Here is a 15,777-nt window from a genome sequence, read left to right as displayed (position 1 = left end):
TAAAAGGCGCTCTCATCGTCATGTTGACGATAAGAGCGCCTTTTCTTCGCATCTTATTCTCCGGATGCTTTAACCGAACGGAACAATTCAACGAATCTCTCCGGCGTAACCGGCGGACTAAACAGATACCCCTGCATCAAATCACAGTTATGCTCTTTGATAATCTGCAGCTCCTCCGCAGTCTCTACGCCTTCCGTAACAACCATCATGTTCAGGTTATGAGCAATGACGATCAACGATTTGAATATCATCTGCTTGCGGATATCCGTCACGATGCCGCGGATAAACGATTTGTCCAGCTTCAAATAATGAATCGGGATGTTCTGCAGATAACTAAGCGACGAGTACCCCGTGCCGAAATCGTCCAGGGAAAGCTTTAATCCCAGCTCCTGAAGCTCATGCAATATTTGCAGCGTATGCTCCGGGTTTTCCATAAAGATCGATTCCGTTAGCTCCAGTTCGATCTGCTCCGGGCGCACGCCCGCTTCCGCGATGATGGACTTGATACTAGCCACTATGTCCTTCTGCTGGAACTGCATCATCGACATGTTTACGCTGACCAGAATAGAATCCAGCCCCATCTGCTCCCATAGCTTCACCTGCCGGCAAGCCGTCCTCAGCACCCATTCCCCGAGCAAAATAATAAAGCCCGTCTTCTCGGCGATTGGAATAAATTCAAGCGGAGATACCATGCCAAATTCCGGATGCTTCCAGCGCAGCAGCGCCTCAACGCCATAAATACGGCCGGTTTCAATTTCAAGCTTGGGCTGATAATGAAGCATGAACTGATTATTCTCAAGCGCTTCGAACATACTATTTTCCAAAATAAGCTCTTTCGTTGGGACATCGTTCATCATCGGCGAATAAAGCTTGTAGGTATTGCGCTGCTTCTTCGCTACATACAAGGCGATATCGGATTCCTTCACAAGCCGGTCGCCCGTCTCAGCCGTCCATTCCTGCTGCACGCTCATCCCGATGCTGGCCGTCAGATAGAAGAGCCTCCCCCTCATCTTGATCGGCTCGGCGATGACGCTAAGGATGCGAGCGGCGATTGCGGTAGCCTCTCCCAAATAGCAGATCTCATCCAGAAGAACAACAAACTCATCGCCGCCAAACCGGAAAACCTGGCCGGAATGGCCGGTTACTTCCACAATCCGGTCCCCAACCTGCTTAAGCAGCAGATCCCCCATCGTATAATCAAGCGTCTCGTTTATAATTTTGAACCGGTCCAAATCAATATACAGCAATGCGACTTGTCCGCTGCCGTCCGTTCTGGTCTCCATGTACCGCGCATAACCATAACGGTTGGGGAACCCCGTAACCATATCATGCGTGGCCTGATGCTGAATCAGATGCTCGGCTTCCTTGCGGAAATCAACCATTCGGTTAAAATGATTCGCCATCGTCTCAAATTCATCGTTGGTCCGGATATCCAGCTTCAGCCTCTCATTGCCAATCGCCACGGCCGAGGTAACCTGAATAACCTTCTTAATATTTTCCAGCACAATCTTCTTCAGCAGAAGCAAGGCAAGGAGCGACATTAGCACAAGAGTAAAGACCGCCAGCAAAATCGAGCTCCACAGCGAGGAATAGAACTGAGTCAGCATATTGCCCTTCGGAATGGCCATCTCGAAATGCCACGTAAAGTCCTGGATCTGAATGGGAATAAGCATCCGGAGCATCTGCCCTTTCGCATAACGGTCCGGAGTGTACTGAATGGTAGAAAAGCTCATCTTATAATCGCTTATGGATCCTCCGCCTTGCCACATCTCATAAGGCTTCATGACGAGATCCGGGTAAGCTCCATTAGCGAGATAATAGTTATTGGACGTAATAATGCTGGCGTGGCCGTTTAACGGACGGATCTTGCGGATCTTCTCCTGCACCGTCTGAAGCGAAACATCGCCGCCAACAATGCCAAGGAACTGGCTGTTCTCATCGAGGAGCGGCAAAATAAAGGAGGTTACGATGATCTCCTTGCCGTTCAAGTCATAAGGATACGGATCAATTAAGGTAAATTTTTTTGATTTTTTGACAGCCTGATAGAAGTCCCCTTCCCCTTCCTTGTTATAATTAGCCGTAGGGATTGCCTTAAGACCGACATTCGTGCGCATGATATAGGGGATAAAACGACCGGTAGCATCATCATAGCTGCTTCCCATGCGATGCTGACCATCCTTCTGATCAAAGGCATCCGGCTCCCATACGGTATAAACGCCAATCAGATCCGGGTTATTGCGGACAATACCTTCAAGCATATGTACGGCATAAGGTCGGTTCTGCACGGCATCGGTTCGCATTTGAAGCAAGGAATCTCTTACCGTCGTAAGAGAGGACAAGCTTTTATTAATAGATGTGGTAAATTCGTCTATGTATTGGATAGACTGTTTCTGAGCGAGCAGCTCGCCCTTCTGCAGGCTGGTGTCATAGAGATTGTTCAGATAGAAAAAAACTAATAGAGAATAAGACAGCAGCATGAGAGCTCCCAATGCAGTAATTAGTTTCTGTGCGATGCTGAGCCTTATTTTCTTCAAAACTCTATCCTCCTCCTCAGTCTCCAGACCTACCCGCAAGTTATTTTCCAATTTATGATATGCTTCTAGTATACTTGACAAAATAAGATAAATTCAACGGAAAACTAGCAATTCCTATGACATAATAATCAATTCTTCGACAGATTAATGTCGAATTATGTCACAAATCGATGATCCAGGAAAAAGAAAAGAGGCTGCCCGTGCGCAACTCGCAACGGGGCAGCCTCTTTGTTCCTGATTCTATGGTCCCGGCTGTGCTCAGCCCTGTTTGACATCTCGCTGCGGCTCTTGCTGCGCATCGCTCTTATGATGCATCCGGTGAAGCTTATGCAGCTCCTCACGAAGCTGTTCCGCCGTTTTGCCTTCCGTAGCGATGCCGTTTTCTTTGGCCTTCTGACGCAGATGCTCCAAGATCTTCGCTTTATGCTCCGTCTTGAACGCTTCCCACTTCGCTTTATCCTTCTGCTTAGCCGCTTCCAGCTCTGATCTCAGCTGCTCAGCCGACTTGCCTTCCGTCTTGATGCCGAAATACTCGGCCATATAGCGGAGCTTCTCAAGCCTGTGCTCCTCGCCGTTTTTGCCAAACATGCGTCCATGGTGATGGCCATGTCTGGGGCCATCCTCCATGCGGTTATCCTGAGCTGCGGGTGGTGCCTTCTCCTCCGGCTGCGCCGCATAGACCGGAGCCGATAGAAGCAGCATAGTCGCTGCGAATGCGCCGATGATCCATTTACCCTTCATGCCTTGCCACACCTTCCTATCCAATTCGTGATGCCGGAGCCTTGGAGCTCCCTAATGGATTATTTTTCCCAAGCATGCGATCGGATAGACATAAGTTGGCGCCAAACCCATTATTCTGTCGAATCATCAGCCAGGTTGTCGAGTTCAAGAAGCTCCTCAAGCAGCTTATCCTTCGAGAAATGCTCGCCGATAAAGACAGCAACATCGTTCACTTCGCCCTGCGGCGTGATCCGGATAAAGTCGGTTTCCCGGTAAGCGTATTGGAACAAGAATCGGCTGTTTGTATCCGTGAAGGATACGATTCCTTTCGCCCGGTACACGTTATCCGGCAAAGCCTTCAGGAAATTCTCAAAGGCAACGCTGTCAACCGCACCGTTCATGTAATGAGTCATCACCATCACATGCTCATGAGTGTGATGATGATGATGATGTTCCGCATGATGCTCAAGCCCGCTGCCTGTTTCCTCTTGACGTGCAGCTGACAACCGAGCCACCTCATCGACTTGTCCGTCAAGGAATGTCCAGTCTTCGACCTTGCAGCGAACCGTAGTCATTACCGGGGCTACCGCATTCATCTCCCTAAGCAGCTGCTGCGCCTCTACCCGCTCATCCGGCTGCAGCTTATCTGCTTTGTTAAGCAGTAGCCTTGTCGCGCAGCGGATCTGCTCGCGCATCAGTTTAAACGTCTTGCCTTTCCCGCTCCGGCTGCGCTGCAGCAGCTCCGGTCCATCCACCACGGTTATTACGCCCCGCAGCTCGATCCGGCAGTATAGTGCCGCTTCCGTAACCCCATCCATAATCTCCATCGGATTAGCTGCTCCGGTTGACTCAATAACAATCACATCCGGCTTATGCGTCTCAACAAGTGTTTTAATCTCCAGGCTGAGATCGCTTCGAATCGTGCAGCAGATGCAGCCGCTTAGCATCTCCGACATCGGAACATCCTTGCCGACCATCTGCCCATCCAGATTAATATCGCCGAGTTCATTCATAATTACGGCCGCTTTGAGACCTTGTCCCTGCCAATGCTCCAGTAGTCCGGTCAGCAGCGTGGTTTTGCCGCTGCCAAGAAATCCGGACAGCAGATAAATCGGTACTATGCTTTTATTCATCGTTGTCGTTCCCTTTCCGTCTGTCATTCCTTATATTATAGCATGGACATATCTTACATGACATGTTAGGATGTTAAGAGTTATTTTATTCAAACTTTTTAATAAAGGGGCAAAAAAGTGAGTATTCAAAAGATTCAAGTAGGTATCGTAGGTTATGGCAATCTTGGCAAAGGGGTACATAAAGCCATCGCGCAAAACAGCGACATGGAGCTGGTTGCCGTGTTCACGCGGAGAGAACCGTCCAAACTGGCAGCAGGCACGGAGGGCATCCTCTTCGAAGCCATTGCGAATGCGGAAGCGTATAAAGGAAAAATCGACGTTATGATCCTGTGCGGGGGCTCTGCAACCGATCTGCCTGAACAAACGCCGTTCCTGGCAAGCATGTTTAATACCGTCGACAGCTTTGATACGCATGCGAAAATCCCCGAGTTCTTCGAGGCCGTAAACCGTGCCGCATCGGAAAACGGCAATCTGAGCGTAATCTCGACCGGATGGGATCCGGGTCTGTTCTCGCTCAACCGTCTGCTGGCCGAGTCGATTCTGCCTGACGGCAAGGACTACACCTTCTGGGGCAAAGGCGTAAGCCAAGGCCACTCGGATGCTATCCGCCGCGTGCCGGGGGTGAAGGGCGGCGTGCAATATACCGTCCCTGTGCAAAGCGTTATTGACCGGATCCGCTCCGGTGAAACACCTGAATTTACAACGCGCGAGAAGCATCTTCGCGAATGTTATGTCGTTGCCGAAGAAGGCGCGGATCAGGAGCAAATCCGTCAAACGATCGTAAATATGCCGAATTATTTCTCCGATTATGATACAACGGTTACTTTTATTACCGAAGAGCAGCTGAAAGCCGAGCATCAAGGCATGCCGCATGGCGGATTCGTCATCCGCAGCGGCGTAACCGGCGAAGGCACAAAGCAGCTGATCGAATTTGGTCTCAAGCTGGAGAGCAATCCGGAATTTACGGCAAGCGTGCTTGTTGCTTACGCAAGAGCAGCCCATCGTCTGAGCGCAAGCGGCCAGTCGGGCGCCAAAACCGTATTTGACATTCCGTTTGGCCTGCTCTCGCCAAAATCGGCAGAGGAGCTTCGCCGCGAATTGCTGTAACAACAAAAGAGGCTGCCCGACGCCATAATGGCGAGGGCAGCCTCTTTCTATTTAAGCTGAAATTATAACCAAACGGATCTGATTATGATAACTAACAGAATAAAGAGGACCAGAACGAATCCGAAAGAGCTGCCGCCGCCATATCCGCAACCGGCACCTGCAACAGGACCTACTCCGTAGCTCATTTGTTCATCTCCTTTAACTAATGTACAGTATCCTATGTTTAAAAACCCAAACGGTATAGGCATTCACCAAAATTGTGCGTTTGCTGAATTTTGGATTCTGATGCACATTGTTCAAGAAACTGAGCATGTACCCTTTTTTAGGACGATTTTATAGATGTGCACCCAACCGCTCGTTAAAAATAGTCAAATAATGAAGATCCGTTTCATCGAAACGGCTGAAGGACGGGCTGTCGATATCCAGCACGCCAACGATCTGGCCGCCGCTGTACAGCGGAATAACCAGCTCCGAATTGGAGGCACTGTCGCAGGCGATATGCCCGGGGAACTGGTGAACGTCTTCGACCAGAACGGCTTCCTTGCGCGCAACCGATGTCCCGCATACCCCTTTGCCGACCTTTATCCGTGTACAAGCCGGTTTCCCCTGGAAAGGACCCAGTACAAGCTCATCCCCCTCGAGCAAGTAAAAACCAACCCAATTGATATCATCAAGAAACTGTTCCAGCAATGCCGAAGCATTCGCCAGGTTGGCGATCCGGCTGCGCTCATCCTCTACCAGCCCCGTTAGTTGCTTGATAAGCAGCGCATAGTTCTCTTCTCTTGTGCCCGTGTACAAGCTTCCGTTAAACAATAATATCACTCCTACTCTATCAACCTGACCAACCATCCAAACCAGACTTGATCGTATGAATAGAATATCATATTCCAGCAGCATGAGCGATTAGGGGGATAATTTGGGTGACGAAGAAGAAAACTGTGGTAAGGAAGACTAGCACAACCAAGAAGACTGCCGCCAAGAAAACCGCCGACAATAATACGAAAACGGATCTGCTCTATCCTTTACAGGAAACCTTTGAGGATGAAGTGTTTGCGCTTGTTAATCAGGAACGCGAAGCCGCGGGATTGCTGCCTCTCGCGAGACTGGAAGTGCTCTTTGAAGCCGCGGAAGCCAAGGCGCAGGATATGCGGGATAATAACTACTTTGATCATATATCCCCTACGTATGGCACTCCCGGGCAAATGCTGACGCAATTTGGCGTCGCGTGGACCGCATATGGCGAGAATATCGCTGCCGGACAACGGACTCCCGCCGCGGTTATGGAAGCTTGGATGAATAGTCCGGGCCATCGGGCCAATATTCTATCCTCCAAATTCACCCATCTTGGAGTGGGTTACGCTCCCGGGACAACCGACAGCCGATACCGGACTTATTGGGTGCAGGAGTTTGTGAGACTATAGACTGATTTTCCAGCAAACTCCTACTTAACTCCTATTAATGCAAATTATTTACACAAGTTTTACTTTCCTCGTACATTCTCCTAATAGAAGCTCTGTAAGATGCAGTTGAAGCGAGAGCATTCAATTAGGAGGAGATAATAGAATGAAAGGCACAAAAGCTTTGAAAACAGCATTGCTTGGCACGGCGGCAGCCGCACTTGTCGTTACCGGATATACGGGCATTCATAACAGCAATGAGGCAAGTGCAGCGACGCAAAAAGCAAAAAACGTAGTACTATTCGTTGGCGACGGCATGGGAACCGCTCAGCGTGATGCCATTCGTCTTGCCACAGTAGGCGAGAGCGGGCAGCTGGCAATGGATTCAATGCCGTATGTCGGCCTCATTCATACTAGCTCCACAACTGCCATTACGGACTCCGCCGCTTCTGCTACGGCTTATGCCAGCGGCGTAAAAACGTATAACGGCGCAATCGGCGTGGACGCGAACAAAAAAAGCGTAAAAACGATTATGGAATATGCGAAGGATAAAGGCATGTCGACCGGTCTTGTAACAACAAGCCAAATTACGGATGCTACGCCGGCGGCTTTTGCCTCCCACGTGGAAGACCGTTCGAAGCAAAGCGACATCGCCCTGCAATATTTAACGAAGGCGAAGGTTGACGTTCTTCTCGGCGGCGGCGAGGATTTCTGGTACCCTGCAGGAAACAAAGGGGCTTTCGCGGACGAGACGGCGGCTGATCCTTCCGAGAAAAGCAAAGGGACGCAAGGCGATCTCGTGAAAAAAGCGAAATCGCTCGGCTACACGTACGTCACGAACAAAACGGACATGAGCAAAGCAAAAGGCAAGCTGCTTGGCCTCTTCGCTAACGAAGAAATGTTCCAGCAAAAGCCTGAAGGAGAAGGCGATGTCTACAACCCTATCGTCTCCCTGCCCGATATGACGAAGAAAGCGCTCGACACCCTCTCCACCAACAAAAAAGGCTTCTTCCTTATGGTCGAAGAAGAAGCTACGGATGAAATGGCGCATAACAATAACGCCAAGCTGACGATCAAAGCCGGCCAGGAATTGGACAAATCCGTTAAAGTAGCGAAGGACTTCGCCAAGAAGCACCCGGATACGCTGGTACTTGTCCTTGCCGACCACGAAACAGGCGGCTTCTCGGTTGAAGAGGTTGATGCCTCGGACGAGTCTACGGACGGCAAAACAATCTCCGGCGAAGACGGCCCATTTGCCATCGCAAACTCCAAAATGAGCTTTGTGGTGGATTGGACAACCTCCGGCCATACGGGCGTTGACGTTCCGGTTACGGCAATTGGCGCAGGCTCCGAGCTGTTCACAGGCATTTTTGAGAATACCTCCATCTTCAACAAGCTCGCGCAAGCCTTGAATATTACAGTTAAGAAATAAACCCCGCTAGGAAAGATCCCCGCTAACTGCAAGAGACCTTCTAAAGGAGCTGCTCCTTTAAAAGGTCTCTTTTCTTATGTTCCTTATAATACTTTGCTGAGGAATTCCTTCGTTCTTGGATGCTGCGGATTGCCAAATACTTCTCTTGGAGGTCCCTGCTCGACAATCTGTCCTCCGTCAATGAATAATAAACGGTCGCCTACCTCGCGAGCGAAGCCCATCTCGTGGGTGACGATCACCATCGTCATCCCTTCCTTCGCCAGCGATTTCATGACATCAAGCACCTCGCCGACCATTTCGGGGTCCAGCGCCGATGTAGGCTCGTCAAACAGCATCACATGAGGACGCATCGCAAGCGCGCGCGCAATCGCAACACGCTGCTTTTGCCCGCCGGACAAACGGTTCGGATAAGCATCGCGTTTCTCTTCCAGACCAACCCGTCTAAGCAGTTCAAGGCCAATCTTCTCCGCTTCTTCCTTCGGCGTGTTCAGCACCTTGATTGGAGCAAGCGTGACGTTCTCCAGGACAGTCTTATGCGGGAAAAGATTAAACTGCTGGAATACCATGCCCATGCTTTGACGCAGCTCGTTGATATTAACGTTCCGGTCGGTCAGCAGCTTGCCTTCGTATTCAATCTCGCCGCCTGTTGGCGTCTCGAGCAAATTCAAGCATCGAAGGAAGGTGCTTTTGCCGGAGCCGCTCGGCCCGATAACTACGACAACCTCGCCCTTTGCGATTTCCGCATCGATGCCGGTCAGGACATGCGCTTTGCCAAACGACTTCTTAAGTCCGCTTACCTTAATCACTAGCCTTCAACCTCCTCTCGCCAATGCCAAGCAGCTTGGACATCGTAAAGATCAAGACAAAATAAATAAGTGCCGAAATAAGCATAGGCTCAATCGAAATATAGGTCGCGCCCCGAATCGCATTCGCCTGGTAGGTCAATTCGGCGAAACCGATAACCGACAGGACCGAGGATTCTTTAATGACGACAACGAACTCGTTGCCAAGCGCAGGAAGGACGTTTTTGAAAGCTTGAGGAAGAATGATCTGGCGCATCGCCATGCCTCTCGACATCCCAAGCGACCTTGCGGCCTCCATCTGACCTTTATCAACCGCTTGGATCCCCGCTCTCATAATTTCGGCGATATAAGCCGCGCTGTTGATGGTGAGAGCCAGGTATGCTGCCGTAAAGATGCCGATATCAAAGCCCAGGAAAATCGGTAAACCGTAGTTAAACAGGAATAACTGTACGATAAGCGGTGTCCCGCGAATAATCTCCACATATGCAGATCCGATAAAACGAAGCGGCCATAGCCCCGACAGGCGAAGCAATGACACCAGGGTGCCTAATACAAGTCCGCTAAGAACGGCAAGCAGAGACACCTCGAGGGTCATCCTGATGCCTTTCCAATAGTATGATCCATATTCGTTCAGAAATGAAAAATCCCAATGATACGCTAATTCCACGTTGTCTACCCTGCCTTCTGTATTCACGCAAGCGTAAACGGCTGCGGCTTCCCTAGGGGAAGCCGCTTTCGTTTCGCGATGAGATAAATCGGTTTATTGCTCCGAGACAGCCGTCATTTCCGAAACCCATTGATCAATCTTCTTGTCCGCAATCAGATGATCAAGCGTTTTTTGAATCTCCGCCAGGAGATCCGCTTCTCCTTTATTAACCGCGACAGCGGAACCGCTGTTCTCGTACTCCGGCGAGATCGAGGTCAATACGAGATCCGAGTTCGTGTTGGCGTAACCTTGAGCAACCGGAAGCTCGGCGATAAGCGCATCAACTTTTTTCGCTTTCAGCTCAAGAACCAGATCCGTTGTTTTACCCAGGGATTTCAGCTTGGCGCCTTTGATGCCCTGGCCGATTTTCTCTTGAGTAGAGCCTAATTGAACTCCAATAGCTTTGCCTTCCAGGTCAGCCATCGTATTGAATTTGGCTTTATCCTCGGCGCGTACAAGGACGCCTTGCTTCGCTTCGTAATAGATCTTCGAGAAGTCTACCGCTTTCGCGCGCTCTTTGTCCGGTGTCATGCCCGCGATAACGAAGTCGATTTTACCCAATTTCAGCTCCGCAAGCAGGTTGCCGAAGTCCATATCTTTAATCTCCAGTTCGACACCCAGATCCTTGGCGATTTCTTTCGCAATCTCGATGTCGAAGCCTACGATTGTATCCTTGCCGTCAACGTTCTTATGGAACTCGTAAGGCGCATATTCGGCGCTTGTCCCAAGGACGATTTTGCCGGCTTTCTTAATGTCCGCCAGCTTGCCCGTTGCCTCTGCAGCACCGTTGTCGGCCGAAGCGGCCGGACTTTCGTTAGACGATGCATTATTCCCATTTTTGTTGCCGCCGCATGCTGCAAGCGTCAGTACGACAACCAAAGTTAATACCAATACCAAGCTTTTCTTAACCGTCATGTCATTCAACTCCTGATGTCTTTATCTTTAAAAACTAGTTGATTATAATTCATAATCGCGTATAAAGATACAGGTTTTTTCTCCCAAAATTTTCAGCTTTGCTAAGTCATTAGCCCCAAAACAGCCTTCTATGGAAGCATACCCAAATTCATGACAAACCTTCCCGTCATGCATCTGTTAAAAACTTCATCCCGAAGCCAAAATAACGAGTATAATAAGCTTACCCAATCCCATAATGAGGTGCTAAGAATGTCTATCAGCTTCACATCATCGATCATAAGCCGTTTAAAACGGGAAATTACCGAGATCGAGCGGCAGATCGCAAATGATAAAAGCAAAATCGCCAAAATGAATGCGAAAATCAAGCAGTTGCAAAAAGACGCCAAGGATCATTCCTCACCGGCCGAGCAAAGCAAGCTGACTCAGATCAAAAAGCTGAACGCTCAGGCTGCTCAATTAACGGACATGCAGACCGATCTGGCCAAGCAATTGTCCGTGAAGAATGCCGAGCTTCGGCTGCAGCTTGCGAAGGACAAGTAAATATACATTTAAAATAAGGAGGGGATGTAACCGCAGGGTTACATCCTCTCCTTATGAACTCAAGCATCGGAGCTGTTCTTGCGCGATAAAAGCAAATTCAGCAGAATGGCGGTAAACGATCCGTTTACGATTCCGTTCTGGAGCAGCATCTTCGCAAAATCCGGCAAATGGTCGAATATTTGCGGAACCGCAGACGACCCGAGGCCGACGGCAATGCTGCAAGCGGCGATAAGCAAGTTACGCTCCTCGCGTAAATCCACATCCGATAATATCGAGATACCGGATGCCGCAACCGAGCCGAACATGACGATCATCGCTCCGCCGAGCACGGCATTTGGGATAACCGTTGCAACAGCGGCAAGCTTTGGCAGCAGGCCAAGCACAACCATAATGCCGCCAGCCGCAAAAATAACGTCCCGGGTCTTCACGCGAGTCAGCGTGATCAAGCCGACATTTTACGAGAAAGCCGTATAGGGAAAGGCATTAAATAAACCGCCAAGCATAATTGCCGCCCCTTCGGAGCGGAGACCGTTAATAATCTGCTTCTGCTCAACCTTTTGGTCCGTCGCTCTGCCGACAGCCAGGTAGACGCCCGTAGATTCCACCATACTTACAATATTGACGATCATCATCGTAAAGACTGCGGTTAAGCTGAACTGCGGCGTACCGAAGTAGAACGGCTGAACCACGTTAAACCAGGAAGCCTCCGATACGGGAGCAAAGCTGACCATCCCCATGAAATAAGCCGCAATCGTACCAACCGCAAGCCCGATCAGAACGGATATCGATCGCAAGAAGCCCTTGGCGAACCGATTCACAAGCAGAATAACAACAAGCGTGCCGAATGCCTATAGCAAGTTGCGCGGCATTCCGAAATCGCTGCTGCCTTGACCGCCGGCAACATTATTCATGGCTACCGGGATCAAAGAGAGCCCTATAATCGTCACGACCGAACCGGTCACGATAACGGGAAAGAACTTTAGCAGCTTCCCGTATAACGGGGCTGCCAGCACGACGAATAAGCCCGATAATATAATCGCTCCGTAGGCGGTAGCCAAATTCGAAGCCGATGCAATCGCGATAATCGGACCTACTGCGGTAAACGTGCAGCCGAGTATGACGGGCAGTCTGCTGCCGAAATATTTTGTGCCAAGCACCTGCAGGATCGTCGTAAGGCCACAAGTGAACAGATCGGCTGCAATTAAGTATGCCATCTGTGTTCCGTTTAACTGAAGCGCGCCTCCGACGATTAAGGGAACAACAACGGCGCCCGCGTACATGGCTAAGACATGCTGAAATCCTAATGTAATTGCTCTCTGTTTGCCCAGCATACCTATACGGTCTCCTTTGCAAGCTCTTTGGCAGGCCCGGCGGCCATCGCAAATTGAATGCCGCTTGCTTCGATCGTCAATATCTTTGTAATTTGCTTGTCCGCAAACCTTCCCGCCAGTTCCTTGCCAATCTCTAATGCAAGCGCCGTGTCCACTTGATGATTCAAGAAGGAGTCCACCTTAAGTACCGTATCCGATAAAATTAGTCCTTCTTCGCGTATGCGATCTTCCAGCACTTTCATTGTTCTAATTCCGCTCCTCTTCGTGGAATGTAAAAAAAGGACAAGCCCCCGAGCTACTGCTCCAGTGTGGCCTGTCCCTACGATATCCATATTCGTGCACGCTGCCCTGCATTCGTTTACATCCATGCTCTTCCTAGTACATAAGAGAATAGCTATAGCAATCAAAATGCGAAAAGCGAATCACTCATAGTCGGATAATTGCAATGGTTATCCGGTAGAAACTTATGGGCCATATTCCCATGATTATATGAGTCTCATTTTTAAAAAAGCATTTTCTATCTTACAGGGTATGAAGGTTGGATGACAAGAAGAAAAATCTTCCACGACTCATAAGATGTTATTAGAAAACAGAGACTATACAAGAGCTGACATAGCTCGTGTATAGTCTCTGTTTTTACAACATATAGTCGCTCATCCTCGGAAATTATGAAGTCCTATATCCCTCAGACTTGCTGTTCCACCTTTTAATGAAGGAATACATATAAAATAATTTCTTAGCACTTCAAATCATGACCATGGGGCCCTCCTTATATAAACGATAGGATAGTCACAAGTACGGACGATTCCCCCTCATATTTGAATTTCCCTACACAGTGAATTTTATCGGTGATATTTCTTCATGCTCTTTCGGTAACGGAATACGTTCGGAGTACAACTTCTTCATCTCTTCGACTATGGTTCGAATATCAAAGGAGTCTGCCTTCTCCCAGCTGTTTTCCCCCATCTCTGCGCGGAGCTTTGGATTTAAATACAGCTTCAACAAAGCTCCCGTTGTCGCGGTAACATCTCCAACCGGTACTCTATAGCCATTCTCGTTTTGTGCGACTAGCTCTCGATTTCCACGAATATCTGTCACGACCATCGGTTTTCCGGCCGCCATCGCTTCAAGCAGCACTTTAGGAAGTCCCTCTCGCTCAGACATTAACGTGCAGGTATCTGCAATATTCATCAGTTCTGCAATATCTCTGCGGAAACCCAAGAATAGGATGTTCTTCTCCATATTCAAACTATGGACCAGCGCTCTCAAAATCGGTTCCCGATCGCCGACACCAGCCAGCAAGCCAACAACAGGCACGCCAAGCTGTTTCAATTCATGCAATGCATGTATGAGTTGTTCCAGGTTCTTATTGCGATTCAATTCTGCAACACTCAATACAACAAATTCTTGACCGTTCAAACCCAGCTCCTTACGGAGCGAACCGACTTTCTTATAATCAATGTTCCGATAAGAGCTGACATCAACGCCAACACCAGGGATATAGGCAGCCTTATCCCGCACTGAAAATTTAGAGGCTCTCTCGTAGTCTTCATGATTGATTGCTATTAATATATCCGTCCATCTCGCTAACATCCGCTCCACGGGATAGTAGAGCAGCCAGTTGAGCAGCGGTGAGCCTTTGAAAAAATGAAAGCCATGTGCGGTATAAATAACATTCTTGCAGCCAGCAAGCTTAGCGGCTATTCGACAAACAACACTGGCATTGGGAGTATGAACATGAATCATATCGTATTGCTCTTCTTTGAATCGCTTAATCAATTGCTTTAATGCTTTAAAATTCTGCATAGAGAGCGGATTTCGACTAAACGGAATATCGTGACAGGCAATAAAGGCTCGTTTGACATCTTCCCTGCAGTGATCTGGACTTGCATAGGCATGCACCTCATACCCTTGACTCTTCAGCATGTTCATGAATGGTACATGAAAAACGGACAAATGAGAATAAACCGTTGCTACATAAGCGACTTTTCTTGTACTCATCGAAATCCTCCTTGCATGCTTCCCACTTTGGTTTTTCGCACCTTTAATTGTTGATATAAGGCTTCCCATTTTTCGATAATCGCGTCCATCTCATAATGCTTCATTACAAATTCACGGCCATTTCTCCCCATTGCTTCCCTCTCGGCTGTCGGCATGGACATAAGCGAAATCATTTTCTCAGCCAATTGCTCACTGTCAGAGGATCTTGCCAAATATCCCGATATCCCCTCTTTAACTACCTCACGATTACCGCCTACATCAGTTGCTACCATCGGCAGCTCGCATGCTGAGGCTTCAAGCAGAACCATAGGCATGCCTTCCCATAATGAGGACATCACATAGGCATCAGAAGCGTTCATGATACGAGGAATATCTTCACGAATACCTAGAAACTTAATATTATTATCTACTTCCAGAGTCCTGGACAACTGCTCTAGTGCAGAGCGATCTTCTCCATTACCAACAATCAACAGCTGACACCGACTATTATGCTGAATAACCTGTTTAAAGGAACGGATTAATGTGGGATAATCCTTTACTTCGCTTAATCTTCCTACTGCAAGCCATACAAACTCGTCTTTTATCCCGAGTTCTTGGCGAAGTGATTCGTCATTAGCTGCATTTTTCTTAAATCGCTTCAAATTGATCCCGTTTGGAACAAATATAATTTTCTTCTTCGTGCTTGCTCCCTTTTGTATAAAGCTGTCTACCGCATCCTGACTTACATTCGTCATTAAATTACATAGAGAATCGGTTAGCCGGTACATCAGCATCCTTACTTTTCCGCCCTCATTCGTGTTGTGCGCCGTTGAGATCAATACAGGCATGCGCGTAATAATACGGGTGATTCTCGCCAGTAAATTCGCATGAATCATATGACTGTGAACGATATCCGGCCCAAATTCCATGATCAGCCTTCTCAATTTCCATATCGCCCGCGGATCCGGCGCTCCTTTACTCATATCCAGTGTATTGATCTGGATGCCTTCCTTGCTTATTTTCTCTACATCAATGGTAGGCTTTATCATGGAGATGATCTGAGTTGTCCAGCCTTTCAACGCCAATCCTCTCGCCAGCTCAAGAACTTGCATTTCAGCTCCGGCATGATCCAAACCAGTGATAAGAAATAGAATTTTTTTCATCTCTTCAAGTCTCCTT

At 48.7% G+C, this 15,777-nt stretch carries 13 protein-coding genes, 2 pseudogenes and 1 riboswitch; of the genes and pseudogenes, 4 read left to right on the top strand and 11 right to left on the bottom strand.

Annotation, left to right across the window (positions count from 1 at the left end; translation table 11 throughout):
• Window positions 1–53: 53 nt before the first annotated feature.
• The 3 genes from M3194_RS27160 to M3194_RS27150 all read right to left on the bottom strand — a co-directional run bounded on the left by M3194_RS27160 (window position 54) and on the right by M3194_RS27150 (window position 4,387).
• Window positions 54–2,534, bottom strand: coding sequence for an EAL domain-containing protein (locus M3194_RS27160; RefSeq protein ID WP_251657268.1), 2,481 nt, complete (start codon window positions 2,532–2,534; stop codon window positions 54–56).
• Window positions 2,535–2,792: 258 nt separating this feature from the next.
• Window positions 2,793–3,275, bottom strand: a complete 483-nt coding sequence (locus M3194_RS27155) for a hypothetical protein (protein WP_251657267.1) — start codon at window positions 3,273–3,275, stop codon at window positions 2,793–2,795.
• A gap of 110 nt (window positions 3,276–3,385) precedes the next feature.
• The gene (locus M3194_RS27150; RefSeq protein WP_251657266.1) at window positions 3,386–4,387 is read right to left on the bottom strand and encodes a CobW family GTP-binding protein; all 1,002 of its coding nucleotides are present in this window, start codon (window positions 4,385–4,387) and stop codon (window positions 3,386–3,388) included.
• 123 nt (window positions 4,388–4,510) lie between these two features.
• On the opposite strand from M3194_RS27150, the gene M3194_RS27145 reads away from it, so the two are divergent.
• Window positions 4,511–5,494 (top strand): diaminopimelate dehydrogenase, encoded by a 984-nt coding sequence (locus M3194_RS27145; protein ID WP_251657301.1) that lies wholly within the window; start codon window positions 4,511–4,513, stop codon window positions 5,492–5,494.
• A gap of 333 nt (window positions 5,495–5,827) precedes the next feature.
• Here the strand turns inward: M3194_RS27145 and M3194_RS27135 are convergent, their stop codons facing one another.
• Window positions 5,828–6,307: a GAF domain-containing protein gene (locus tag M3194_RS27135; RefSeq protein ID WP_251657264.1), complete on the bottom strand. Its 480-nt coding sequence runs from the start codon at window positions 6,305–6,307 to the stop codon at window positions 5,828–5,830.
• 107 nt (window positions 6,308–6,414) lie between these two features.
• Here M3194_RS27135 and M3194_RS27130 point away from each other — a divergent pair, with 107 nt between their 5' ends.
• Complete coding sequence (locus tag M3194_RS27130; protein ID WP_251657263.1) at window positions 6,415–6,915, top strand: CAP domain-containing protein; 501 nt, start codon at window positions 6,415–6,417, stop codon at window positions 6,913–6,915.
• Between the two features lie 142 nt (window positions 6,916–7,057).
• On the top strand, window positions 7,058–8,323 hold the full coding sequence (locus tag M3194_RS27125; protein ID WP_251657262.1) for an alkaline phosphatase: 1,266 nt from the start codon (window positions 7,058–7,060) through the stop codon (window positions 8,321–8,323).
• Between the two features lie 83 nt (window positions 8,324–8,406).
• Here the strand turns inward: M3194_RS27125 and M3194_RS27120 are convergent, their stop codons facing one another.
• The 3 genes from M3194_RS27120 to M3194_RS27110 all read right to left on the bottom strand — a co-directional run bounded on the left by M3194_RS27120 (window position 8,407) and on the right by M3194_RS27110 (window position 10,747).
• Window positions 8,407–9,129: an amino acid ABC transporter ATP-binding protein gene (locus tag M3194_RS27120; protein ID WP_251657261.1), complete on the bottom strand. Its 723-nt coding sequence runs from the start codon at window positions 9,127–9,129 to the stop codon at window positions 8,407–8,409.
• Entirely contained in the window at window positions 9,122–9,793 is a 672-nt protein-coding gene (locus M3194_RS27115; RefSeq protein ID WP_251657260.1) for an amino acid ABC transporter permease, read from the bottom strand. The genes M3194_RS27120 and M3194_RS27115 overlap by 8 nt, the downstream gene beginning before the upstream one ends.
• Window positions 9,794–9,886: 93 nt before the next feature.
• A complete protein-coding gene (locus M3194_RS27110) occupies window positions 9,887–10,747 on the bottom strand; it encodes an ABC transporter substrate-binding protein (protein ID WP_251657259.1) in 861 nt (286 codons plus the stop codon).
• 249 nt (window positions 10,748–10,996) lie between these two features.
• Between M3194_RS27110 and M3194_RS27105 the strand changes: the two genes are divergently transcribed.
• Entirely contained in the window at window positions 10,997–11,287 is a 291-nt protein-coding gene (locus M3194_RS27105; protein WP_251657258.1) for a hypothetical protein, read from the top strand.
• 59 nt (window positions 11,288–11,346) lie between these two features.
• Here the strand turns inward: M3194_RS27105 and M3194_RS27100 are convergent.
• The 4 genes and pseudogenes from M3194_RS27100 to M3194_RS27085 all read right to left on the bottom strand — a co-directional run bounded on the left by M3194_RS27100 (window position 11,347) and on the right by M3194_RS27085 (window position 15,761).
• Window positions 11,347–12,618, bottom strand: a pseudogene (locus M3194_RS27100) (nucleobase:cation symporter-2 family protein).
• A gap of 29 nt (window positions 12,619–12,647) precedes the next feature.
• Window positions 12,648–12,860, bottom strand: a pseudogene (locus M3194_RS27095) (type I phosphoribosyltransferase); the annotation flags it as partial.
• 167 nt (window positions 12,861–13,027) lie between these two features.
• Window positions 13,028–13,131: riboswitch (purine riboswitch) on the bottom strand.
• Between the two features lie 315 nt (window positions 13,132–13,446).
• On the bottom strand, window positions 13,447–14,619 hold the full coding sequence (locus tag M3194_RS27090; protein ID WP_251657257.1) for a glycosyltransferase family 4 protein: 1,173 nt from the start codon (window positions 14,617–14,619) through the stop codon (window positions 13,447–13,449).
• The gene (locus M3194_RS27085; RefSeq protein ID WP_251657255.1) at window positions 14,616–15,761 is read right to left on the bottom strand and encodes a glycosyltransferase; all 1,146 of its coding nucleotides are present in this window, start codon (window positions 15,759–15,761) and stop codon (window positions 14,616–14,618) included. Before M3194_RS27085 ends, M3194_RS27090 begins: the two co-directional genes overlap by 4 nt.
• Window positions 15,762–15,777 lie beyond the last annotated feature (16 nt).

Source organism: Paenibacillus glycanilyticus, assembly GCF_023715145.1.
Classification (GTDB): Bacteria; Bacillota; Bacilli; order Paenibacillales; family Paenibacillaceae; genus Pristimantibacillus; species Pristimantibacillus glycanilyticus_A.
The sequence above is the reverse complement of the archived record's forward strand: the minus strand, read 5'-3'. Positions and strand labels throughout refer to the sequence as shown.